Annotated in this window: 21 protein-coding genes and 2 pseudogenes; 8 read left to right on the top strand and 15 right to left on the bottom strand. The window is 42.6% G+C overall.

Annotated features, from left to right (window positions below):
- Positions 1-447: 447 nt before the first annotated feature.
- Together ACWA2B_RS02725 and ACWA2B_RS02720 are read right to left on the bottom strand one after the other, a co-directional pair.
- Positions 448-936: a hypothetical protein gene (locus tag ACWA2B_RS02725; protein WP_029516567.1), complete on the bottom strand. Its 489-nt coding sequence runs from the start codon at positions 934-936 to the stop codon at positions 448-450.
- Positions 936-2,279 (bottom strand): WXG100 family type VII secretion target, encoded by a 1,344-nt coding sequence (locus tag ACWA2B_RS02720; RefSeq protein ID WP_029516566.1) that lies wholly within the window; start codon positions 2,277-2,279, stop codon positions 936-938. Before ACWA2B_RS02720 ends, ACWA2B_RS02725 begins: the two co-directional genes overlap by 1 nt.
- Before the next feature lie 386 nt (positions 2,280-2,665).
- On the opposite strand from ACWA2B_RS02720, the gene ACWA2B_RS02715 reads away from it, so the two are divergent.
- Entirely contained in the window at positions 2,666-2,905 is a 240-nt protein-coding gene (locus ACWA2B_RS02715) for a hypothetical protein (RefSeq protein WP_039269860.1), read from the top strand.
- A gap of 140 nt (positions 2,906-3,045) precedes the next feature.
- Here ACWA2B_RS02715 and ACWA2B_RS02710 read toward each other — a convergent pair whose 3' ends face one another.
- From ACWA2B_RS02710 to ACWA2B_RS02685, 6 genes and pseudogenes are all read right to left on the bottom strand, one after another.
- A complete protein-coding gene (locus tag ACWA2B_RS02710; RefSeq protein WP_449291674.1) occupies positions 3,046-3,450 on the bottom strand; it encodes a hypothetical protein in 405 nt (134 codons plus the stop codon).
- Between the two features lie 162 nt (positions 3,451-3,612).
- Positions 3,613-4,985, bottom strand: a pseudogene (locus tag ACWA2B_RS02705) (helix-turn-helix domain-containing protein).
- Positions 4,986-5,412: 427 nt separating this feature from the next.
- Entirely contained in the window at positions 5,413-6,744 is a 1,332-nt protein-coding gene (locus ACWA2B_RS02700) for a helix-turn-helix domain-containing protein (protein ID WP_449291673.1), read from the bottom strand.
- 223 nt (positions 6,745-6,967) lie between these two features.
- On the bottom strand, positions 6,968-7,423 hold the full coding sequence (locus ACWA2B_RS02695) for a GNAT family N-acetyltransferase (protein WP_029516562.1): 456 nt from the start codon (positions 7,421-7,423) through the stop codon (positions 6,968-6,970).
- Between the two features lie 100 nt (positions 7,424-7,523).
- Complete coding sequence (locus ACWA2B_RS02690; RefSeq protein WP_318626800.1) at positions 7,524-8,198, bottom strand: VOC family protein; 675 nt, start codon at positions 8,196-8,198, stop codon at positions 7,524-7,526.
- Between the two features lie 85 nt (positions 8,199-8,283).
- Positions 8,284-8,817: a hypothetical protein gene (locus ACWA2B_RS02685; protein ID WP_318626801.1), complete on the bottom strand. Its 534-nt coding sequence runs from the start codon at positions 8,815-8,817 to the stop codon at positions 8,284-8,286.
- A 74-nt stretch (positions 8,818-8,891) separates the two neighbouring features.
- Between ACWA2B_RS02685 and ACWA2B_RS02680 the strand changes: the two genes are divergently transcribed.
- Complete coding sequence (locus tag ACWA2B_RS02680) at positions 8,892-9,023, top strand: hypothetical protein (protein WP_449291672.1); 132 nt, start codon at positions 8,892-8,894, stop codon at positions 9,021-9,023.
- 27 nt (positions 9,024-9,050) lie between these two features.
- Here ACWA2B_RS02680 and ACWA2B_RS02675 read toward each other — a convergent pair whose 3' ends face one another.
- The 4 genes and pseudogenes from ACWA2B_RS02675 to ACWA2B_RS02660 form a co-directional block, all read right to left on the bottom strand.
- A complete protein-coding gene (locus tag ACWA2B_RS02675; RefSeq protein ID WP_069012785.1) occupies positions 9,051-10,226 on the bottom strand; it encodes an MFS transporter in 1,176 nt (391 codons plus the stop codon).
- A 76-nt stretch (positions 10,227-10,302) separates the two neighbouring features.
- The gene (locus ACWA2B_RS02670; protein WP_023987858.1) at positions 10,303-10,614 is read right to left on the bottom strand and encodes an ArsR/SmtB family transcription factor; all 312 of its coding nucleotides are present in this window, start codon (positions 10,612-10,614) and stop codon (positions 10,303-10,305) included.
- A 130-nt stretch (positions 10,615-10,744) separates the two neighbouring features.
- A pseudogene (locus tag ACWA2B_RS02665) lies at positions 10,745-12,794 on the bottom strand (iron ABC transporter permease).
- Positions 12,791-13,786: an ABC transporter substrate-binding protein gene (locus ACWA2B_RS02660; RefSeq protein ID WP_449291671.1), complete on the bottom strand. Its 996-nt coding sequence runs from the start codon at positions 13,784-13,786 to the stop codon at positions 12,791-12,793. The pseudogene ACWA2B_RS02665 and the gene ACWA2B_RS02660 overlap by 4 nt, the downstream one beginning before the upstream one ends.
- A gap of 168 nt (positions 13,787-13,954) precedes the next feature.
- Here ACWA2B_RS02660 and infC point away from each other — a divergent pair, with 168 nt between their 5' ends.
- Positions 13,955-14,467 carry a translation initiation factor IF-3 gene (infC, locus tag ACWA2B_RS02655; protein ID WP_342435005.1) on the top strand — a complete coding sequence of 171 codons (513 nt, stop codon included), beginning with the start codon at positions 13,955-13,957 and terminating at the stop codon, positions 14,465-14,467.
- Between the two features lie 185 nt (positions 14,468-14,652).
- Here the strand turns inward: infC and ACWA2B_RS02650 are convergent, their stop codons facing one another.
- Entirely contained in the window at positions 14,653-16,350 is a 1,698-nt protein-coding gene (locus ACWA2B_RS02650) for a DUF4179 domain-containing protein (protein WP_029516554.1), read from the bottom strand.
- On the bottom strand, positions 16,307-16,888 hold the full coding sequence (locus ACWA2B_RS02645; RefSeq protein ID WP_238794812.1) for an RNA polymerase sigma factor: 582 nt from the start codon (positions 16,886-16,888) through the stop codon (positions 16,307-16,309). Before ACWA2B_RS02645 ends, ACWA2B_RS02650 begins: the two co-directional genes overlap by 44 nt.
- A gap of 608 nt (positions 16,889-17,496) precedes the next feature.
- On the opposite strand from ACWA2B_RS02645, the gene ACWA2B_RS02640 reads away from it, so the two are divergent.
- Both ACWA2B_RS02640 and ACWA2B_RS02635 read left to right on the top strand, forming a co-directional pair.
- The gene (locus ACWA2B_RS02640) at positions 17,497-18,267 is read left to right on the top strand and encodes an ANT(4')-I family aminoglycoside nucleotidyltransferase (RefSeq protein WP_029516553.1); all 771 of its coding nucleotides are present in this window, start codon (positions 17,497-17,499) and stop codon (positions 18,265-18,267) included.
- Positions 18,268-18,717: 450 nt separating this feature from the next.
- Positions 18,718-19,266, top strand: coding sequence for a hypothetical protein (locus ACWA2B_RS02635; protein ID WP_029516552.1), 549 nt, complete (start codon positions 18,718-18,720; stop codon positions 19,264-19,266).
- Positions 19,267-19,372: 106 nt separating this feature from the next.
- On the opposite strand, the gene ACWA2B_RS02630 is transcribed toward ACWA2B_RS02635, so the two are convergent.
- Entirely contained in the window at positions 19,373-19,756 is a 384-nt protein-coding gene (locus tag ACWA2B_RS02630; protein ID WP_029516551.1) for a DUF423 domain-containing protein, read from the bottom strand.
- A gap of 219 nt (positions 19,757-19,975) precedes the next feature.
- On the opposite strand from ACWA2B_RS02630, the gene ACWA2B_RS02625 reads away from it, so the two are divergent.
- The 3 genes from ACWA2B_RS02625 (at position 19,976) to ACWA2B_RS02615 (ending at position 23,116) form a co-directional block, all read left to right on the top strand.
- The gene (locus ACWA2B_RS02625; protein WP_069012792.1) at positions 19,976-20,449 is read left to right on the top strand and encodes a hypothetical protein; all 474 of its coding nucleotides are present in this window, start codon (positions 19,976-19,978) and stop codon (positions 20,447-20,449) included.
- 32 nt (positions 20,450-20,481) lie between these two features.
- Complete coding sequence (locus tag ACWA2B_RS02620) at positions 20,482-21,333, top strand: DegV family protein (protein WP_342435004.1); 852 nt, start codon at positions 20,482-20,484, stop codon at positions 21,331-21,333.
- 157 nt (positions 21,334-21,490) lie between these two features.
- Complete coding sequence (locus ACWA2B_RS02615; RefSeq protein ID WP_342435003.1) at positions 21,491-23,116, top strand: S-layer homology domain-containing protein; 1,626 nt, start codon at positions 21,491-21,493, stop codon at positions 23,114-23,116.
- Positions 23,117-23,162 lie beyond the last annotated feature (46 nt).

Here is a 23,162-nt window from a genome sequence, read left to right as displayed (position 1 = left end):
TTCATCACCGCTGCTTTTCATTAACCCTCGAAGATACTTCTGGGATAAATTGTATCAAATGAGAACCATAAGTCCATCTGATGGTTGCGTTATCCTGCCCGTTGGCTAATGCCGGCTGCCAGTCTACAACTTTATTTTTCACGGTCTAATGCTTTGTTTTTCAGTCTAACACTTTATTTTCACAGAACAATAGTCTCATTAGACTATTTTGTTCTTCCCATAATTTTAAGAATGTATCATACTTCATAACATTCACGCACCTTCCGTATACTTTACCCATATCGCTAAGTTAGTAGCCTGATTGGAGACTCTCCTGTTTAAACCCGCCTCTTAATTCTTAGGTGCATGCAAATTATCTTCTTTATCAGATAAATTACTATGAAAAAAGCTTACTCCCATTTTATTGTTAAAGGAGCAAGCTTATAGATATTCATTAATCGTTGTGAATTATATTGATTTAGGATTTTTATAGCACCAGTTTGGATCATAGGGCAGAGATCTGAACTTCTGCATATCTTCCCAACTGTAGACCCAATCGTAATCAGGAATCCAAAAATAGTCAGTAGGATTTAGCTTGAGATATTCATATATAAATCGAAAAATCAGCTCTTCAACACCATAAACATCTTCAATACATCCTACTTGATACAAGGACAAGCTTGAATCTAATCCACTAATATCCTCATCATGCTCATAATTAATTTCGTAATTATAAATTCCATCAATATAGAATATAAACTGCTGGTTATTTTCAGCACCTAGTGGGTTATAAGATATATTTAGAGTTGTTGAAAAAAACTGTTCGTTCTTATATTTTTTATCATTGTCAAAATATAATCCAGCATCTGCATGAAAGGCAGCTACGATTGCATCTCCTAGTAATTTCTCAGGTGTATATTTTTCTCGTTCTATTAAAATAAAAGCCGAACTCCCCATCACTTAACCACCTTTCTTAATTCCTCCAAGGAATTTACAACAGTTACTCCTAGCTTCTTGATATTATCTAATTTTTCTATATTACTTTGAGATAGATTGCCCAAAGGCTTATCAATATAAAGTATAACTTTCTTCTGTTCTGGATTAAAATAAAGCTTATCAGTAGTAATTGTCATTTTCTCAAGTTGTCCTTCTTTAACTGCTTTGATCGAAGCCTTTACCTCAATTAATTCATTTTTTGTAACCACATCTAAATCACCTGCAAATTGACCATCTTTCTTTAATATTTTTTGCCCAAAACCAGTGACTTCACGTTCTTCTTTTAAAAAGCCAGCTACTTTTGCTTCAGTTGCCTTTCCTACATCTGAGCTATTCATAAAGTTTTCAATATCACGGTTAATATTTTTGGGATGTTGATCAACCCATGTCAGTTCATTGCCAGCAGGGTTTGTATATTTCGTCTTATTTCCTTCCTTAATTATGCTACCCCTATTGTAATTGTGGGTTCCCTCGACGACATGCGGTGCCTTTTCTGCCTTAGCTCCCGAAGAAGGAGTGGATTTTGATGAGCCTCCACCTTCTCCTTTCGCCATCTGCCACAATTCTGCTGAGCTTTCCCCTGCTCCTTTTGCACTTTTAACCGCAGTTGTAGCTCCATGCGCCGCCAAAGCTGCCGATCCAATTAATCCGGGTACCCCAATGATACTCCCTACACCTGTAGATGAAACAGCAACGGATAATCCTTCTCCACCTATTCCAGCTACTACCTCACCTGCCCCTTGCAATGTTGTAGCTACATTTCCGAGAATTTCTCCTACTTTAGCTGCCATGGGATGATCATAATTCCGTTCTTTATCAGGCCATATCCCCACTGTCAAATTCCCCTGAATAGCTCCTTTTGCTCCCTGTGCAGTATCCCAAAGGATTTCTCCTTGAAGTTTGCTAGCTTCCATTTGAGCCTCAGCCTTAGTGATCTCAGCTTGTCCAATCTGTTCAAAAATTTTATGTAACCAACCTTCACCTGTGGATGCTTTTTTAACAGGGGCTCCGAGCCACGGCACATCCAGTACGATTTTTTCCCCGTCCACCTTTGCAAAGTTTTTTGAAATAAAAATAAGTTCTTGTGCTACTGTCGATAGTCGTTCAATCGTCACACTCATGGATTGTCGAGAAACCTGAAACTCCTGAAAAAATCTCTCTTGGGTAGCCCCAGACCAGCCTTGTTGGACAAAATCAATTCGTCCACTCAAAAAATTCAGCATACGTTCCATTTCATGCTTTCTGTGTAAGAACTGATCAGCCACTTCCATCAATTTGTCAGGTGGAACTAATATTCTCCCCATTCTACCACGCCCACTTTAATTTTGATGGAAATAATCTTATCAGAAGGGGTGATTTAGGGAAATCCATCTGCTATCCTGTTATTTCCTTTTAATCCATGTGACATTTGAACTGAAATAAACAGATTTATTATGTCTAAAGTAGTGTATAACGCTGTTAGATGATGCCTAAGTCAGTTTTAGCTGTTCTATCCATATGATAGTGATCAAGTATTGATTATATCATTATTACTTTTTTTGATTTATAATAATATAATTGACATAATATCAATAAACATCCTTACTATATAATTCTAGGACGCTATATTTAAAGGCTTTTCCTATATAACTTTGAATGGCTTCATAGTACAAATTTCACCTTTTCCATAAACATTATTGGAGGCTAGTAAATGAGTAAATTTGAAAAAAATCTAATTAAGTATTTGTCTTACGGTTTTTGTGTAGGAATTTATTATTCCTTTATTAAAGGGCCAACAACAATGAGTTCTTCAATCAACGGTATGTTTGAATTTTATACAGTACCCACTTCTACTTTTATTTTCAGAACTTTATCAATCTCGTTTATACTAAGCCTCATTGCTGGAGTGGTGTATACAATCGTTTTTTTATGTATAAAAGGAAATAAGTAGATTTCCCAGAAAAATCCCAAAACAAAAGAAGCCAACCCATCGCAATAGCTCCTTTTCTTTATCGACCCTTTATTTAATTGACTAACTATGCAAAAAAGCTTGCTCCCATTTTATTGTTAAAGGAGCAAGCTTATAAAATATTAATCATACTCAATGAACACATTGCCGTTTCCATTGACGGCTTTCTGTAACAATATAATTATATCGTTCTTAAGATCAGGAAGTACAGGTAATATATTAGTCAAACTTTTCGCTTCTTCCTCGGTCAAATATTTAATATCAAATGAACCAAACAATTGTAGGGTCTCTCTAATATTTTCCACTTCCCATGGACTTTCCTCATACCAGCCTTCGTGAGCATAATATTCACTTAGTATATTACTTTGTGCAGATTCTAGTTGAACCAAACAATCCATTAATGTATCAAAGTATCCATTCCATATCTTCAATACATAGCTTCTATCTGAATTTGTATAAATCAATCTTATTTCTGGTTCTCCTTCAAATCCAGCATAGTAGGTATCATTTATTTTATCTATCTTCATCCTCTTACTCCTTCTAATGGCTGTGATTTTGAACTTGAGAGCATTTTATTCTCAGACTGCCACGTGGTGACCCGTTGGTCCGTAATTCGAGCCATTCTCTCAATGCTCAATAGGAGGTGCCTTCACTGGCTACTAACATAAAACTGGAATGGTGGGATCAGCTTACTCTTCATCTTCGTTAACCGCTTTAATCAGATTTCCATAGACTTCCTTCGTGTGAGCAGATGCATGTTCTTTAAAATGTGTAAACAACCTCATACATCTGATTGCTTGTATTCTATTATTAGATTCAGCAGACTTTTCCAAACAGCTAAACAAAAATGCGAAGCCTTCTGAAAACCTCCCCTTGCGCAAAGATAGATCGCCAATTCCCTTGCGAAATGAGTGTATCGCTCCGTTGTGAATCGTTGAGTATACAATCCTTCAACTTTTTTCTGCTCCAGAAAGGAGATGATTTCTTCTTCGAATTGCTTTAATATATTATCTACATCAAAATGGTATCGGTTAGCTGCCTCAATCATAATATCAAGTGCGGGAAGAATCTCATCTTTTCTTGAAGAAATATAAGCTACATAATCAGAAAGAACGCTCTTATCGCCAGAAAGAAGCTTATTTAAGTACGTATTTACTACTGCCCAGTCTTCGTACTTTTTTTTCCATTTCAAAGTAGTTTCATCTGTAGCATTAACCCAACTTAAATCGGAATAAGCATAAGTGTGCTGAAGCGCTTGTTCATAGTCTTTCCTTCCTTCACATGCTTCTGCCCGAAGTAAATGCGAGAACGCCCAATACGCAAACAAAGGAAAATTGGGTTTCTTCGAATTGTCTCTATCTACATGATGCCGCTGTTGTTCAAGTTTGTATTGAATTTTTGCCTTGTCTCCCATAGCTTTAGCGAATAGTTCTACTTTATCCCATTTTCGTAACGAACGATATGTATTCGCCAAGTCTTTTAATGCCTCTAACTGATCTATCTCATCTAACCGATCAACGTAAGGCTCAAATTGAATGGCTGCATCATAGTCTTTCTCTTGATCGTCTCCAATACGAATCGTAAACAATCGATACTGGCAAACCGCTAATCGTTCTGAATACTGATATCTCTCCCCTTCTGCTACATTTTCATAAAGGAACGCCGCTGCTTCAGTATAACCTTTTTTAAAAGAATCCTCGGCTACTTCAAAAAGTGAAGGAAGATAAACAGGATTATCTAGCAACATACCTACAACTCTTCGCAAGCAATCAAGTCGCCCTAACTCCACGCAGCGGTACAAAAAAGGGCTGATTCTTCGCCAGTTGAGCGGTTCTTCCTCAATACATTCTTCAATATAACGTTCATAAAAATAATCTGGTGGTAAATTCATTCCCATAGTGATGCGATCTAGCTGGTGAACTGAAATTGATCGGTTGCCCGTCACAATGCCACTAACTGTCCCTACATTCAAATCAATCATGTGACCAAACTCGGTCATGGTTAAGCTTTTCCGTATCAGATAGGTTTGAACTTCTGCTCTAATCGTAGGTGTGATCTCCATAGATAAACCACCCTTTCAACATAAACTCGACATATAATACATAATTAAACCATGTAATGAGAAACAGTTAGTAAAAATTACTTTATCCCATCATTGTCTTTTGGAACAAAGTCATATACCCTTCGTTGTTTACAACAGCACACATTACATTTTTGCACTTTTTACATATATTCCTCAAAAGAGGATTTCCTCATTTTGCTTATATACAGCAAAACACGCAATAAAAAGGCTAGACGGATCATTCCATCTAACCACTTAATAATAGTATATTTTTAGGTTATACTGTGTCCTATACTGGAGACCTTTTTATTCTCACAATCCTCCGTGTTGTCCAGTGGGCTCATAAATAGACCCCTTGTCTTGATACTGAAGAGGGAGAACTACTACTACTAGTATAAAACTAGTAACTAAAAAAGATAGAATTACTTCACGTTTCATTATTATCCACCTCATTAATTAAATTTCTGTATGCTATCTTCGTCTCAGATGCTGCACACTCCTGATAGGACTCATACATCTTTACACACTTAATTATATACGACTTATTTTTGATTAATGTAGATTTTTCCAAACAATTTAACAAAAAAGTAAATCCATCTGGAAAATTATTTTTGTTAAAGTAGTAAACCGCTAATTCATTTGCAAAATGAACATAACGTTCTATAACTAATTGTTGATTGTACGTACCTACACACTCAGGTTTATCCAGCAAAGCTAAAATCTCCGTTTGAAATTGATTTAGAATATGATCAACATTTAGATGATATCGATTAGCAGCTTCAAGTATGTTATCTAATCCGGAAAGCAACTCTTCTTTCCTTGAAGAAAAAAATGTTACATAATCAGCCAAAACAGCAATTTCACCAGCATGAAGTTTATTTACATAAGTATTAGCTTTAGACCATTCTTTATATCTCATTTTCCACTTCAAAGTAGTTTCATCAGTTTCTTTCACCCAACTTAAGTCACCATATGTGTACGTATGCTGAAGTGCCTTCTCATAATCTTTATGGGCCTCACAAACTTCTGCACGAAGTAAATGAGAAAAAGCCCAATAAGCAAACAGAGGAAAGCTTGGTTTCTTTGCATTTTCTCTTTTGGAAGGATGCCGTTGTTGCTCCATGTTATATTGAATTTTGGCCTTGTCTCCCAAAGCTTTAGCGAATAATTCTACTTTGTCCCATTTTCGTAACGAACGGTATGTATTCGCCAGATCTTTTAATGCATCTAACTGTTCTATCTCATCTAGTCGATCAACGTATATTTCAAATTGAACGGCTGCTTCATAGTTTTTCTCTTGATTATCTCCTTGCCTTGTATGGAACAAACGGTACTGACACATAGCCAGACGTTCTGAATATTGCTTTTTCTCACTTAGAGCCACATTCTCATATAGAATAGTTGCCGCTTCGTAAAGCCCTTCTCTAAAAAGTTCTTCGGCAAGCTCAAATAAAGATTCTGAATAGCCTAACTTATCCATCAATAAATTAACAACTTCTTGTATACAGTCCAATTTATTTAATTTCGCACAATTATGTATAAAAGGACTCATTCGACGCCAATTCGGATTAGCCTCTGTTAAATACTCAGACACATACCGTTCGTAGTAATAGCCAACGGGAAGCCCCATTGCTTTTGTAATTCGATCTAACTGATCGACTGAAAGTGTGCGGTTCCCATTAATAATACTGCTCATGGTGCCCGGATTCATTTCTGCTTCTCTAGCTAAATCACTTAGGATTAAATCATGATCTTTCATATGTTTTGTTATCTCTGTGAGTATCGTGGTTGTTGTGTTGTACAAAGTAACCACCCCTTGTCAGGAACTTAGTAGGATATCAACTCATTAAAAAAGGACTATTGCAATCCAATGATTGTATAGCCTTTCCGCAATTCATTGTACCATCTTTTGGCACAATATCATATACCTTTCAGAACCTTACTTAAGATACCTTTGAAGGGTTTGTAAAGAAAATTAAGCTCTATAAATCCTGAGACATACGAATCATATCTCTACACTGTATGCCATTCTCATAAATTTCTTCTAGATAGTTATGTCTGATAAAGAAATCTAGATCTACACCTACAATTCTAAACCCGCATTTTTGGTAGAGGGCTAACTGCCCAATGCTAGAGTTTCCTGTGCCCATTTCCATCGTTTTATAACCTTGTGCCCTAGCTGTTTCAATGGCATGTGTCACTAATAGTCTGCCTATTCCTTTACCATGCATATCTTCTGATACTGCTATATTCACTAACTCAACTGTTTCAGGTCTTGTAGGTAAAAGAACATAGACTCCAACAATATGATTGTCAATTTCTGCTACATAACACTGCCCTCTTTTCAAATATTCCTCAACAAGTTGGCGCGAAGGATCAGCTAGTAGCAAGAGATCTATTGGATATTTTTCATTTGAATTAAGTAGTCTAATATTCATATATTCTCTCCTGAATGTATTATGGCCCCCGGGTTTCCCCCCTTATCGTAAGCTTTATTCCAGAAATCCGGGGGTGATGGCGATGAGATGAAGCCTTAACTCAGGTTGACCTCAATTCATACAAACCATTATGCAGTGAAAGACGGGCAGAGTATGGACCTTCAAACAAGACACTGGTATTAAATACGGCCGGAAGCCTATCATCAGGAAACCAAGGCCGTTGCTTGTCTATGACTATAAATGATCCTTCTACATTCCCTAGCGGCGCGAACTTTTGTCCAGCCCCTCCCCATGGATCAAGTTGGAACGTTTCGGTGATTATCCTAGATACTTCAGGGACATCATCGACAGGAAGACCGATCTCGCTTATATGAAGTAGAGAGTTGGGCCCGAAAGCTTCAGTGACTGCATTGTCGAGTGTATGGTGAGCGATGAACTCGACAAGGTTATGATCCGGATCATAGAAGTAAAGCGCTGTTGCATTCCAGTTTTCGAAAAAAAACTCATCTTCTTGGGGTCTTGAAATCAATGAAATTCCACGGTCGATTACCCACTGTTTTGCTTCTATGAATTTATTCGTTGGGATCGTAACCGCAATATGATAAAACTCATTTTCCATATGGGAGGATTCCTGAAAAGCAAGAACCGATTCCCCTACTTGAAACGACAGCCGCGAAGAGCTTTCCTCCACAACCTGCAAATCCAAGAGAGAGCCGTAAAAAGCTTTTATCGCTTCGAAACTATGGGTGGCTAAGAGCACTTCTTTTAATTTCAATGCATTGGTCCTCCCCACAAATAATTTTGGAACCCATTGTCCGTCTAATCCATATCAGCATTTTATCTCAGACTATATGAGGTCATTACAATGTTTGTTTATTATCCTTTAAGTCGCTTAAAAATTTGGCGTTCACATCTAACGCCGCAAATTGAAGTAGTATATCCTGTTCATCTAGAGCTTTACTTTTTGCTATTTCGAGATAAAGCTCGGGCTGGTCCCGAAACGCTCTTGCCCTCCCAATCGAGTATGCCTTCTGGAGATATTCATGAGCTAATACAGGCTTGCTCTGATGAAGAAGTGTTTCCGCCATCTGAATATAAGGTTCAGCATGTATAATGCGGTACCCTGTACCTTCCAAATCTAAAATCTCCTCATTTAAAAGCTCTACTGATCGCTGAGTATGCCCGTTATAATTGAGAATTTGAACGTATTGATGCAAGGTTACACCTGTGATGCCCCATTTATGCTTAGGCTCGGGTATTAGATCCCAAGCCTTCTGTGCTTTTTCCACAGCCAAGTTGCTATCTAATGGGAGTGTATGAGCTGCATCCTCTCCAAGCTCCCAAATCTCTTCTTCCAATTGAGCCTCCAGATCGTGGTACATTCGAATATTCATCTATTCCTCCCAATTGGATAATATAAGTTCAACACATAGAGATGTCTACTCCTCATTGCGTTTAGCGAAAGCGCTTGATTAAGGATATCACTCCCCAGATGAGCAACGCCAAGATCCCGCTAACGATTACGAATGTCATTAAGATCGAAGTCCATACGATATGCAATCAACATCACCCCATGCATCATTTTATGGTCATCTTGTAGAGTACTCTTCTAATGTCTCTCCATATTTTAACGCACGTTGGCTTCCGCTGCATTCGAATTGAATATTTTTATTTTTATGATAATGGATGAAAAAGCTAGTAATGCGAACATCATTCCGCTCCAGATGAGCTGGTGTATTCCCAAGTGAGAGATAAACCACCCGCCCGTAGCAGCCCCTATCGTAATACCTAGATTAGAAAATGAGACAAACAGGCTGTTACCAAACTCTGGAGCTTCTTTCGCTTCCGTGGTTAACCATGTTTGACTAATAATAAGCCCCCCAGAATGCACGGCCCCCCAAATGAGCACAACCACAATCATCGGTAGGAAAGAAGCACCCAGAGCATAGGTGAATACGTAAATGACCATATATAGCAATGGGAACATAATTACGGTCTTGGTCAGATTTTTATGTAATAATCCCCCGAATAAAAAATTTCCAAAAATCATGACGATTCCAAAGACCATCAACATCATGCTGATCCATGACCCGTTCATCAGAGTTACTTCTCCAAGATATTCGGCAAAATAGCTATACACCGAAAACATAGCTGCAAAGATAAAAATAACAGTCACAATGTTGAACCACAATTGAGGTTTACGTAATATACCAAGCTGTTTGCCATAAGACATCTTTTCCTGAACTGGCAGGGAAGGAAGCCATACGAGTATTCCCACAAATGCAATCATGCTTACGACAGCTCCAAATAAGAAGGCAGCTTCTAACGATATCTTTTCAGCAAGATAGGAAGTCAAAGGCACGCCAAACGCAAATCCTACCGTAATTCCAGCGAAAACCTTGGTGACGGCTTTACTACTCTTTTCACGAGGGACCAGATGAGCTGCAGTCACGAGGGCGACCGAAAAAAAGACAGGATGAAAAATAGCGGGAAGAACACGAAAAATGAGCATGACCTCAAAATGAGTGGTATAGGCGTAGACTATATTGGAGATGACAAAACTGAATACAGCGGTTAATAGAATGACTTTACGATTCATGCTGGAAACGAGTAAGGTCAAAAACGGACCTGAAAGGGCAACAACGAAAGAAAATATACTAACGAGCCAACCCGCCTGGGCAGCTGATACATTGAATTTTTGAGTTACTTGAGGAAGAACGCCTATAATCCCCATTTCCGTTGTAATAATACCGAATACGCCTAAAGCCAGAATGATAATAAGTAACGGGTTAACCTTTTTCATTTTAAGTATAAGCCTCCAATTTAATTATATATATAGATTTGTAGATATGTATTGTGAAAAAAAACCTCCTTTCTATTTATAATTCCTTTTGAACATACTCGGCAAATTCCCGGATTGTTTTTTCATTCCGACGATAGTACGTCCACTTCCCAATACGCTCAGACTCTAACAAACCGGATTTTTGCATCGTTAATAAATAACTTGAAATCACAGACTGCGCAAGTCCCGCTTTAGCCTGAATATCTCCCACACATACACCAATTTGAAAATTAAGCCCTTGCTTCAGATAAGCCTGTTCATCAAAAAACTCTTCTGGTTTTTTTAACCACAGCATAATTAGACGGCGAGTTTCGTTTGACAATGCTTTATAAATCAATGACGGTTCCATATAAAACATTATATCTATTTTATTAGATTTGTAAATATAAAGTCCAATGATTACGTAGAAAAATAAATAATAAAGGCTGCTTTCCCACGGGAAATCCGTTGGGAAACAGCCTGTTCAAGTACATATTCAACTACACTGACTTACTCTTATTGGAGCGATACATCAAGTACAGGAAATACGGTGCACCGATCAGTGCGATCAGTAATCCGGAAGGAATTTCAGTCGGCGCAAGCACTGTCCGTCCAATCGTATCAGCCAGCACCAGCATTACCGCTCCCAAGATGCTAGACAGAACGATAGAGCGACGTACATGGTGCCCAATCAACGTACGCACGATATGCGGAGCAATCAGCCCGATGAAGCCAACTGTACCTACACAGGCTACCGCTCCGCCCGCCAGCAGCACCCCCACTGCCATCGCCAGCAACCGGGTGCGGCGCACCGGAAGTCCCAGTCCCATAGCGCTGCTGTCGTCAAACACCAAAAGATCGAAGCGGCGAGCTAGCCACCAGGCTATTGGCAACAACACGAGCAGAAAAGCCAAAATCGTCGCCACCTGCCCCCAGTTTCGAGCGTAGGTACTACCCGTCAGCCAAATATAGCCTGTGCTGCCCCAAAGCGAACCTTGGATAATCAGTATCTGAATGCCAGCTGCTCCGATCGCTGATACAGCAATCCCAAGTAGGATGACCACAGACGGGTTTAGGTGCTTGTTCCATGATAAAAAGAAGATCACCGCCGCCGACACCGTCGCTCCGGCAATCGCCGCGATAGGCAGCATATAAACAGGCAGCCCAGGCCAAACGATAATCACTGCAAGCGCGCCAAAGCCAGCCCCTGAAGAAACACCAATGATCGAGGCATCCGCTAAGGGATTACGAACGGCTAATTGGATCAAGACACCGCTGACCGCAAGCGCGATACCAGCCCCGGCTGCCACCAGCGTGCGCGGAATTCTAAACTGCAGCAGGGCCGAATTTGCGTTCTCACCGCCAAATAGGCCAGATAGCAAATCGCCAACCGGAATTCGCATCCCTCCAAACATCAGGCTGAATACGGTCAACAGCACGGCACCGCACCCAAGCAACGTGACCAGCCTGCCATAGGGTGATTTCCGAGAGCGCACACCTATGTTCATTGAAGATTGTCCATTAATCCCAGAAGGCAGCTTCATCTTCCACAGAATCAACCAAATTAGCCAAGGAGCCCCAATCAAGGCCATCATTGCTCCGGTCGGCAGATCCATGCTTGATTGGTGGACCATCTTCGCCAGCACGTCAGCGCCTGTCAACAGTAATGCTCCCCACAGAAAGGAACCAGGCAGCACCCAGCGATGCATTTTTAGGCCGCTTAAGCGCACCAAATGTGGAGCTACCAAACCCACAAAACCAATAGGTCCAATGACGCTAACTGTAATGGTCGACAGCAGGACAGCTAATACAATACCCACCGCCCGGGTCAAACTAACCTTTTGTCCAAGTGACGTGGATGTGGACTCATCCAGATCCAGGACATCAAATTGTCTTGACAGCAGAAAGGCAATGACCGAGAGTCCTACGACCCAGGGCCAGGCGTAAGTCGTCCCGCTCCAGTCGTTTTGCACAAGCGAGCCAGAACCCCAGAGAAACAGTCCCTGCGTTTCAAATGAATAAAAGATATGCAAAGCTCCGGTAAACGAACCGAGAACCATGGATACAATCAAGCCGGCAAGCGCCAACCGAATCGGACTTCCCGCTCGTCCCCCGCCCATGAAGTAAGCGAGTACCGCTGCCAGCAGGCCGCCGACAGCGGCAAATAGAAACGGCGCCTGATGCAGCAGTCCGGGAAACATCACCGCGCCAAGGACAACCACAAAGTAGGCACCAGCGTTAATTCCGAGTGTATCAGAAGCCGCCAGCGGATTTTTGGTGATGGCCTGAAGCAAAGCACCAGCGATGGCAAGCGCACCACCAGCCAGGATTCCGATGACCGTACGCGGCATCCGGAGATCCCACACCATGTTATGTTCAAGCGTATCCTGACGCTGGGTCAACGCCTCAATTACCGTGTGAAGCGGGATCGAAGCCTCTCCATAACACAAGCTTACAAAAAAAAAGCACGATGAGGACGATCAATCCGCCCCCAAAGATGCTTCCTACACGCCAAGTCTTCGATAAACCCGTTGTGTCTGTTCGGGTCATTTCGTCAGGGCTCCGACTACCTGATCAACCAGTACTTTGGATGAGATTGGGCCGCCGAACGTCCATGTTGTGCCGTCCAGTGGGTAGGTCCGTTTTTCTTTGACAAAGTTTAGTACGTTCCATACCGAGTTGTTCTTCATCGCGGCTCCAAATACATCGTCCGTCTTTTGCGTAATATAGATAAAATTGCTGTCCTGCACAGCTGGAAGAGCTTCAATGCCAACGGTGCTAAACCCATATTTCTCGGTCTTGTCCGACTTCCAGTCGTTCACCATGCCAATTTTCGCGAGCGTTCCCACTACAACCGAATTTTCCTTGAACATTCGCAGACTGGCAGCATTTTGAGCTGTGAAGGCCTGTGTCAGCGCATAGTGAAAGTCTGCTTTGCCCGCTTTCTCTAATGTAGCCTTTGCCTCTACGTAGTGCTGGTCAAGTTCGCTTAGGACCTTATCAGCCTGTTCCGTTTTTCCAGTAGCCACAGCGACTTGCTTGAAAATCTCGACCATACGGTCGTAATCATAGCCGTTCCCCTTGTAAGGATCGAATTCTATCGTTGGTGCAATCCCCTTAAGTTGTGCATAGATCGCTGCATTGTTATCGGCGTTAGTGATAATAAGATCCGGCTTAAGCGCCGCAATCGCTTCTAGATTCGGTTCGCCCCGTGTGCCGATATCAGTTACGGTATCAGCCAGCTTCGCCTCCGGTGTTACCCACAGCTTGTAGTTTTCATTGTCCGCATTACCGACAGGCTGTACGCCAAGTGCAATGAGGTCCTCGGTAAACGTCCATTCGAGTACAACCACACGTTCCGCTGGCTTGTCCAGCTTGACTTCCCCATGGTCATCCTTAACCGTAACCGGACCAGCCGTTGTGGATGTCTGCTCAGACCCTGCAGTACCTTCCGTCTTCGAGCTATCCCCAGCCGCACCGCAGCCCGCCAATACAATAGTAAAAACTACAAATAATAATAGGCTATTCAACATCTTTTTCATTTCTCTCAATCACCCCTGTATGTATATTGCATTGGAAAATGATAATCATTATCAGTAAAAGATTATAGGGCTTAGTGACTTTTGTCAATACAGATAAATCTAAAATTGAATCGCAAACAGGTTCCGTATATGATAGCTTTATCATTGTTTAAGGGAGGCTTCATTTACGTGGCGGTATTAACCAACGAGCAAATTAAAGCTGACGAAGTGGTACTCACTGGACTCGCAGGGGAGAAGCTCGGCGTTGTATCCAAGTCAGAAGCCTTGGCTATGGCCCGATCCAAAGGGGTGGACCTGGTCTGCACCTCATTGATGAGCAGTCCACCACCCTGTAGCTTGGTCGCGAAGGGTAAAGGAAAAGCGCTGGCGCAAAAAGAAGCCGTAGCAAGCAAAAATGTCGGCCGAGCCGCAAAAAACAGCGGCAAAGAAAAGATCAAGGAGCTTCGCTTCACTGCTCATATTGAGGAACATGATTACGACACGAAGCTGCGTCAGGCAGACAAACATCTGCGTTCCGGCAAACCGGTGCAGCTGGTCGTTAAAGCGTCTGGTGCAAAAGAAGCGCCTGTCGCCAAAGCGGTACTAGAGCGGCTACTAATCGATTTGAAGGAAGCCGGAGTGAAGGATACTGGAATCCAGACGGGCGGCAAGGGCTCACAAGTGAAATTAAACCCTCGCTGAATGGCGAATCAGTAAATTGGACCAGTCACTTAGACCGTAGGAAACAGAGGGCCCATTCGGCCCTCTGTTATAAATTCCTTGGTTACAGGGTATGATTCAGGCTCTTTCTTGTCATAGCTACTTTGCACCAAGGGAGCATACCAAAAACGCTTCTCATCCATCAACCTCGATACATACCCGCTTGCTTATTTCAGGATGACGCCGTTCGTTCCCGTTTGCGGTATGACAAACGACCAATCGGCATCCTTGTACAAATGGTTGACGACCTTTCGTTTTAGCGTGAGCTGTTTCGGCATTTGATTTAGCCCATCAACGAAATATCCGGCATCCTCCTGCAGCTCGATTACACCTGAACGATCTGTTGTGTAGCCTCCGCCAAAAAACATCGAATACTCCTTATTATTTTCGTCAACGGCAACCCAAATGTCTTGCGTGAAGTTAGGACTACTGAAGATACCGCCTATCGGAATGGTCGCATACATTTTGCCCGAATTAGAACTGTTGGAACGAAGTTTGAGCCCCTTGAACAGATAAGCATCACCCGAGTCTTCGAATTTAACGGGATGCACAGCTGAAGTTTGAGCCGGGTCGAGCACGACCGACGCCTCGCTTCTCTCTCGAATTATATAGCCGTCCAATACGAATCGAATTTGCTGCTTATCATAGGCAAAATCATTAAACTGGTAGAACCAGTGCGTCTTGCCACTCCAACGGTCCAATCCAGATCGACGTCCGAATTCAGGGTCTCTGTTATCCCCAAGCCATTTCCCGTGTGCATCTTCCAGATGATACTTAAGCTCGTGGAACCCGCTTTGTCCGTTCAGCGCTCGGTCTGCGGCTTCTGGGGTCAACTCTGTAGTATATTCCAATGATCCGCCGCTCGGCGTCCGGGTAGCTCCCTGCATGTGAATACGTAAGCCGCTTGGCGTCTCATACGTTTTATCAATCGGAGTCAGCAACGTTTGCGCTTTGGCTTTGGTTAGATCTGCCTCCACATCCAGTCTCCAATCTCCTTTTACCGTTTTAATAGGAGCTTCCACATTAAGTTTGTCCGCATACAGCCTCAATTCACGGATATGTGCACTAAGCTGCAGCTTGTCGGTCAGTACCGGCCGCATAAAGTCGAACTCAATCCTACTAATATTCTCGTTGCCCCCTGTGCTTACTTCAAAAGGAACAGCGCCAACATCACCTCTCTGGTTATCAAAGAGGCTGAAATCGACATCTTGAATACTAAAATCCCCGGTTACAGCATTTCCTTCAACATCGAAAACTTCGATTCCGATAATCATTCTAGTCGAATCGGCGATAAGTTCGTTGACTTTCAGAGTGTAACCCTGATCTTTAGCACTGGCACCCGAAATCTGTACCAGTCCTGCTTCACGGACCTTCTTCATGCCATTATCCACATAGCTGTCTTTCGCAAACAGCGACCTCACCATATCTGCAAGAGTCGGCTGCGTATACAGCAGTGTGCTAACCACAAATACAACGACGGCGACCACCAAACTCCATACTTTAAACTGTGAAGTGCGTCTGGCAGCGCGGTAATGTTTCACCTGGGCGACGATGGACGTGTCATCGTACGCGGCTGCGTTCTGTTGCCGATTCCTGTATTCAGTCGGTCCCGTCAAGATCTGTGCCTCCGTTTCCGCTGGTTGCTCGCTCGGAGAGTATCTGGATACATCATGATCGCTCGCGTCGGCTCTGTCAGCTGGTTCGATCTCGATTCCTTCCAGCGCCAGCATCACCTGGTCGGTAAACTCATTAGATAGCCTTTCGTGAAACAACAAAATTTCCCAGTTTCTGTCTTCTATCGTCGATTTGCCGTCCTCTGTTTCAAGATTGGCTTTTTTCGTTGTTGTACGATCCCAGACTCTCATAACGTTGCCCCTCCTTGGCTTCTACGGTTTTGCGCAGACTGATTTTAGCACGGTGGACGGCGTTGTTAACCTGCCGAACCGACATGCCAGTAATACCAGCGATCTCCTTGTGACTCAGTTGGTTGGTGTAGCGCAGAATCAACACAAGTCGATAATGCTCGGGCAGCGTCTCTAACAAGCAATCCAATTCGAAACGCAGTTCCTTTTGCAGCAACTTCGATTCAGGTGTTTCACGTTCATATGTATCTTCCTGTGTCAGAGACTTTGGATCTTTTCGGCGTCCACGGTCCTTCTGCAAATTGACAGCAATTGTATACATCCAACCGGCAAAACTCTGCGTCGGGTTATGCGCTCCCAGTTTACGATAGGCTTTAAGTAGTGTCTCCTGAGTCAGATCCTGAGCATCCGCTTCGGAAGACCCCATCTTGCGGAACAATCCGTAAAGCTTATTCTGATAGCGCCGGACAATGCCCGCGTACGCTTGTTTATTGCCTTTTAGTACAGCTTCAATAATTGAATGATCGTCTGTCAGCTCCACGCGTTCCCCTCCTTTTAGGTCTGGCTTTTGTTTGTCTTGCTTCTAAGACTCCTAATCTGCATTTTTTCTCTCACTCGATCCATATAAAAAAGACCTTGAGTTTTTGTTGCCCTCGAGGTCTGAACATATGACTCATTCCTCTATGCCTAGTTCAGCTATGAGAAGATCAGCCTGTCCCGTTTTCATCTGTTTCTTTCTGGGCTAGTCCCATCCAAGTGCTATAGCGTAGGGCACAAGTATTGGGTTTACGAAGATTGATTAAAGAAAAGAAAATTATTGACCATAATTTTTCTAGTTCCCTTAAAAAATAACTTCTTCAGATCATCGCTTTACTCATAAAATATATGCATTAAACTTGCCGCTATTTTCCACAGCTCTCCAGCAACAATTTTCAGCTATGGATTCACCCTATAACCGCCCTATCATAGCCGTAAGCAAGATAGAAAAGGCAACATGCTTGCTAAAATAAACCCGTTTGGGTACAATCCCCATAACAAAATCGCTTGGGAGGAATTCGAATGAATCGAAAAAATGTCCCCCGTTAAGCCCGAGCTCCTCCATCCATGTTTTAGTTTCAACTCACCCTAATAAAACAGAGGAGGATACTAATGAACATGAATGGACCTGTCAACATTTCTCGAAGTGAGAGACTTCAGACTTGCCACGATATAGCTGCGAGGTTACATGAAGTATATAGAGACAAAATTCTGGCTATAGGGGTCTATGGATCTGTTGCCAAAGGTACTGACGGCCCTTTCTCGGACATTGAAATGTTTTGTGTACTAAGTGAATCAAACGGCCCCGTAGAATTTAGCCATGAATGGTCAGCGGGACCCTGGAAAGCGGAGGTGAACGTCTGTAGTTCAGACGTTCTTCTTAAAATTGCCTCTACTGTTGAGGGCGAATGGCCGTTGACACATGGCCCCTTCTTTTCCCCACTTCGTCTGTATGATCCTGAAGACTTTTTTTCTATATTAAAGGAAGCTGCCGAATCCCCCACAAAGGAAGATTTCAGGCATGCCATCAACGAAGTGCTTGTAGGTGAAATGTACGAGTTTATAGGAAAGCTTAGAAATATCCGTGTACATGGTCCTCTTACCTACTTGCCGTACTTGGTAATGCAGTTTGCTCAATATGGGGCTATGTTAGTTGGGTTGCATAATCAGAAGCTTTTCTCAACGGGTTCAATGGTTCTACCGGAGGCCCTGGAACTGCCGAGTCGTCCAGAAGGATTCGATCATGTAGTTAAGTTGGTTATGTCCGGAGATTTAGCTGAACCAGCGAAGATCATTTCAGCCTGTGAAGATTTCTGGAGTGGTCTTGTGAATTGGGCAGTCGAACATGACTACCTTATTCGATCACAACGGATCCCCTTTTGATCAAAAATAAAATTCGCTTTAATTTCACTTACTATAATATACCATGTTAATATATCATGTTTTTTATATGCCCAGTCCCCCTTTCGTTAAGGGGGAATTTTACTTTTCTTCTGGATGAATAGTACTTCTCCGTTATGTTTTTCCACTGTAATATATTTAAAATTTAAACTACTTGATTTCACCCACTACCTCCTTTATTCTCTGTATATGTAACTCTGTCTTTGCTTATCTATATCCGATGCTCACATACTTTCCTCATTCGTATACACATGCAAAAAATGTACAATTCCAGTGTACTCCATTAAAATTTTACACATAAAGCTTTATATAGATTTTATTTTTGTTAATATCCAACAACAGGGCCTTAGGCACTATGATAGATTACATTTTAATGATATATTGATAGGTACCATAAAAGACTAATTACCCATGGCTTGGGCTGGAGGATGTATGAAAAAGGAATCAAATCAAGACGAAACCAGTTATTTATTTAATGTAGATGTATTAGTTAAAGGCCGTTCGAATGTAGAGGCCCTTCAGTTCCTGCTTAATCTCTTGAGCCAAAACGAACACATTGCGGATAGCCGGATTCAATCCGGTATCGAACTTGGCAATTTAATTGAAGCTGCACTGTACCTAAAAAAACAGTCAGCCGTGAATAGCCCATCTGATGCAGCCGCTACGCTCGCGGAAAAATTTTCTAAAAAGAAATCAGCCGCAATTACGAACAAGCCGCCAGTCGTTCAAGAGATCAAACAATCCCACGTACAGCCAAAGCCTGCAACACAACAAGACCTTAGTACGTATGAATGGATCAAACGCTATATACATGATAATACGCTTGTACGGTTAATCGTAAACCGCTATGGTGGACAACGCAGCATTCCTTGCCGCATCCTCAATCTGGACCATGATAATAGCCTGCTGAGTGTGTATCATGTAGATGAGAAGCAAGTGTACTCCTTTAAAATGAATGAGATCGATGAAATCACATCGTAAATGTAAATACTTCACCAAAAAACGAAGCATGAAAAAAGAGAACGGTCAGGAAAAACATGATGTCTTTCTTGTCCACTCTCTTTTTTTGTATTATCCGAAAAGAACTTTAATCCTCTTTCTTCAGACCCATGGCAGCCCATGCCAGCAATATCCATCCTGCTATAAAACACACGCCTCCTAGAGGGGTGATAGCTCCCAGCACACGGATTCCGGTCAGACTTAGCACATACAAGCTACCAGAAAACAAAATGATACCCGTCAATAACAGACGAGCTGCCCATCTTAGACGGTTGGAAGGCCCCCACTGTCCAGCAGCCAACGCAATGATCAGCAAACCGACAGCGTGAATCATATGATATTTCACACCTGTTTCATATACGGCCAAAGCATCCGCGTCGATCCGGGCTTTCACAATATGTGCCCCGAACGCTCCAATGGCTACCGCCAACATCATCATTATAGATCCCGTAAATATCCATTTCCGTTGCATGTTTGTGTACTCCTTTTCATCTCATCCTTTTAGCCGAATGTTCTTCTTATTTTATCGAAACCGTATGAAGTTTACCAGCCAGCGTGTGTGAACAGACCGCATACAGAATTGGATGATTAGACCCTGTCTTTTGAAGGGTAATGTGTAGGGTGGCTTGCTTTTTTGTTTATTTTGTGGAAAATTAGTACCTGTTCGGACTATGTTCAAGGAGTGGAAAAAATGAGTAACCAAGATCCTAATTTGCAAAAGCCTGCTGCGTCTGAGGAGCACCCTGTTTTTTCAGAATCTCCTGTGTTCCAGCCTCCGGTCAAGCTCAAACATTCCGGTCCCGGAATTGCTTCTTTTATTATGTCGCTTGTCAGTCTGATCGGATATATTATTCTGGCTATTATGGTTATTAATCTACTGGCTCATTTCGGCCAATACCAGACGATGAACCCGGAAATCGCTCTGCAGCAAACCGGAACGGTATTGCTTCCTTTTATTTTTTTAGGCAGCCTGTTGCTGAATTGTAGCGGACTTGTCGTTGGTATCATTGGAATTGCGTTAAAAAATCGTAAGAAAACCTTTGCTATTACAGGCTTAATCATTAATGCACTTATTATTGTAGGCTTTATTGCACTTCTTGCCATCGGTCTTTCCGTTCCGAATAGCACAGCGGATATCTATCCTTCCTCCGTGCAATCTTTATAATTTTTCTGCATCACACAGAGAGGATTCAATGTATGAACAAAATTAAAATTTTTGCCGACAGTACCAGTGATATTCCTACTCACTGGCGGCAACAGTACGAGATTAGCATTGTACCTTTGTATACGGTATTTGGTGATGAAGCATTGCAGGACGGGGTGAACATTCACCCGGAACAATTATTTCAACGTGTAAGTCGCGAGGGACATTTACCACGTACCGCCGCACCTTCTCCGTCGGATTTTATTCAAGCCTTTGCTCCTTACATAGAACAAGGGGACGACATTATATATATCAGTCTGTCTTCCGAGCTATCATCAACGTACCAGAATGCACTACTCGCTGCCTCTGAATTTCCGGAAGGCCGCGTTACGGTTTTTGATTCCTTGAATTTGTCGTGTGGCTTTGGCCTGCTTGTGATGAAAGCTGCTCGTGCGGCAACCAACGGCAATACGATAGAGCAGATTGTAGACATGTTGACGAAAACCAGGCCGCTAATAGATACGGAATTTGTCATTGATACACTTGAATACCTGTATAAAGGCGGAAGATGCTCAGGCATGCAAAATCTGATCGGCAGTCTTCTCAAAATTCGTCCGGTGATCAAAGTAATTGACGGAAAAATGACGCCAGCCTACAAAGTCCGCGGCAAACGTGAAAAAGCACTGGATCAGATGCTGCAAAACGCTCTGAATCAACGAGATCAGATGGATAACGATATCATTATTGTCGTGCACGCTTTGGCCGAGGAAGATGCGCTGATGCTGCAAGCTCGCTTGAAAGAAGAAACGAACGCACATGAGGTACTGCTAACTACAGCAGGCTGTGTTATTTCCAGTCATTGTGGTCCACAGACTATCGGTATTATGTATGCCAAAAAGGCATAGTTTATCCAATATCAGACCCGTTGCCGCATAGGTAGCGGGTTTTTTGGTATTTTTCCAGCAATTTAGCAATGAATAACTTTCCTCTTTTTGATAGTATTATTCGTCGAGTAACGAACTATGAATCTACAATCTATCATAAAAAAGAAGGTTATTTGGTATGAGTTCCAAACGATCACGTTGGTTAGCCAAGCTTACCCTATCAGCAACGGCAGCCATCACAATATTCACAACATTCTCTTCATACTTAGCTGCTCCAGCAGCAGCATCCGGCGCTACGTTCCAAGATACTGCACACAGCTATGCCTATCAGTCTATTATTTCCCTGCACGCTAAAGGAATTTTGAACGGTACACGACCTGGTTACTTCTCTCCTAAAAAGGCTGTTACCAGAGCCGAATGGGTTACCGCACTGGACCGTACACTCGGTCTGGAGCCTGTACAAGCACCCGTTCCCTCCTACCGAGATGTTGCCAAAAAGACGTGGTACTATGGATGGATTGAAGCGGCTTCGCAGCTCAATATCGTTCAGGGGGGAACGTCTGCCACATTCCAACCTAATAGTCCTATAACCCGTCAAGAAGCGGCTTTGATGATCGCACGTCTCATCCGCTCTTCGGGCGGATCAGGAGATGCTACTTCCTCCTTTACAGATACTGGCGAAATTGCAGATTGGGCTCTTGATGCGGTAATCACCGTAAATCGTTACGGCTTTATGAAAGGTGAAAGTAACTATTTTCGTCCTGCATCCTCTCTGACTCGTGAAGAAACAGCGGTCTTACTGGAGCGACTGCTAACGTATTCAACAAAACATGCTAACCAAACTGCTTCCACCGCTTCTTCCATCCGAATTGGCTGGCAATATGATCAAACCATTCAGCAGTTTGAAAATACGGTGCTCCAATCCAACATCAACACCCTGTCACCACGTTGGTTTTTTCTGAATGAAACAGGTATTATCAGCGATTATACCAATTCATCGCTGCTCACCTGGGCCAAACAGCATCATAAAAATATCTGGGCGATGGTAGGCAACCGTTCCAACCTGGCACTGACGCACCAAATTTTGTCCAGTGAGGTTCTACGAAATACAACCATAAGTCAGCTTGCTAATGCTGTATCTGTACACGGTTTGAATGGACTTATCATTGATTTTGAAAATGTAGATGGTCAGGATCGTGCCCATTTAACATTGTTCGTCCAACAATTAAAAGCTAAGTTAAAAAGTCAGAATACGGTACTGGCGATTTGTGTATCTCCTGATTACGGAACGGACTGGACTGCCGCCTTTGATTATAAACAGCTTGGCGCTGCGGCAGACTATCTGATCTTGATGGGATATGACGAGCACTGGGGAGGCAGCTCGATCCCCGGCTCTGTGTCCTCACTGCCATGGCTCCGTGAAAGCGTGCGGCGTTTTGTACAAACCACCTATCCAGAGAAAGCGATCTTGGCGTTGCCATTATTTACACGGAACTGGACGCTTAACGCTAGCGGACAGTCAATCGCTTCCTCTGATATTTCACTAGATCAGCAAAACCAGCTCATATCCCGTTCCGTCTCCCAACCAATCTGGAATGAGGATATTCAGCAGTATACCGTGTCTTACAAAGACACGCAGCTTCATAAGCTGTGGCTCGAGGAAGGACGATCCTTCACTCGTAAGTATCGCTTGGGACAGGATGCTGGGTTTGCTGGCTTCGCCTACTGGTATGCGGGCGGAGCCAGCTCTGATCTGTGGTCCAGTGTAAAAAACGCTGACCGATTTATACAGCGTGGTTTATAAAATACAAAGCCTTCAACCTCACATGAAAAGTGAAGTTGAAGGCTTT

Source organism: Paenibacillus sp. CMM36 (genome assembly GCF_053570945.1).
The sequence above is the reverse complement of the archived record's forward strand: the minus strand, read 5'-3'. Positions and strand labels throughout refer to the sequence as shown.

Bases quoted from the DNA above. Each gene is read 5' to 3' on its own strand.
- ACWA2B_RS02710 (WP_449291674.1), bottom strand. From the start codon at position 3,450: ATGAAGATAGATAAAATAAATGATACCTACTATGCTGGATTTGAAGGA.
- ACWA2B_RS02625 (WP_069012792.1), top strand. From the start codon at position 19,976: ATGAGTAACCAAGATCCTAATTTGCAAAAGCCTGCTGCGTCTGAGGAG.
- ACWA2B_RS02650 (WP_029516554.1), bottom strand. From the start codon at position 16,350: ATGAGAGTCTGGGATCGTACAACAACGAAAAAAGCCAATCTTGAAACA.
- ACWA2B_RS02670 (WP_023987858.1), bottom strand. From the start codon at position 10,614: ATGGAACCGTCATTGATTTATAAAGCATTGTCAAACGAAACTCGCCGT.
- ACWA2B_RS02620 (WP_342435004.1), top strand. From the start codon at position 20,482: ATGAACAAAATTAAAATTTTTGCCGACAGTACCAGTGATATTCCTACT.
- ACWA2B_RS02630 (WP_029516551.1), bottom strand. From the start codon at position 19,756: ATGCAACGGAAATGGATATTTACGGGATCTATAATGATGATGTTGGCG.
- ACWA2B_RS02725 (WP_029516567.1), bottom strand. From the start codon at position 936: ATGGGGAGTTCGGCTTTTATTTTAATAGAACGAGAAAAATATACACCT.
- ACWA2B_RS02675 (WP_069012785.1), bottom strand. From the start codon at position 10,226: ATGAAAAAGGTTAACCCGTTACTTATTATCATTCTGGCTTTAGGCGTA.
- ACWA2B_RS02660 (WP_449291671.1), bottom strand. From the start codon at position 13,786: ATGAAAAAGATGTTGAATAGCCTATTATTATTTGTAGTTTTTACTATT.
- ACWA2B_RS02615 (WP_342435003.1), top strand. From the start codon at position 21,491: ATGAGTTCCAAACGATCACGTTGGTTAGCCAAGCTTACCCTATCAGCA.
- ACWA2B_RS02700 (WP_449291673.1), bottom strand. From the start codon at position 6,744: ATGAAAGATCATGATTTAATCCTAAGTGATTTAGCTAGAGAAGCAGAA.
- ACWA2B_RS02695 (WP_029516562.1), bottom strand. From the start codon at position 7,423: ATGAATATTAGACTACTTAATTCAAATGAAAAATATCCAATAGATCTC.
- ACWA2B_RS02715 (WP_039269860.1), top strand. From the start codon at position 2,666: ATGAGTAAATTTGAAAAAAATCTAATTAAGTATTTGTCTTACGGTTTT.
- ACWA2B_RS02720 (WP_029516566.1), bottom strand. From the start codon at position 2,279: ATGGGGAGAATATTAGTTCCACCTGACAAATTGATGGAAGTGGCTGAT.
- ACWA2B_RS02640 (WP_029516553.1), top strand. From the start codon at position 17,497: ATGAACATGAATGGACCTGTCAACATTTCTCGAAGTGAGAGACTTCAG.
- ACWA2B_RS02635 (WP_029516552.1), top strand. From the start codon at position 18,718: ATGAAAAAGGAATCAAATCAAGACGAAACCAGTTATTTATTTAATGTA.
- ACWA2B_RS02685 (WP_318626801.1), bottom strand. From the start codon at position 8,817: ATGAATATTCGAATGTACCACGATCTGGAGGCTCAATTGGAAGAAGAG.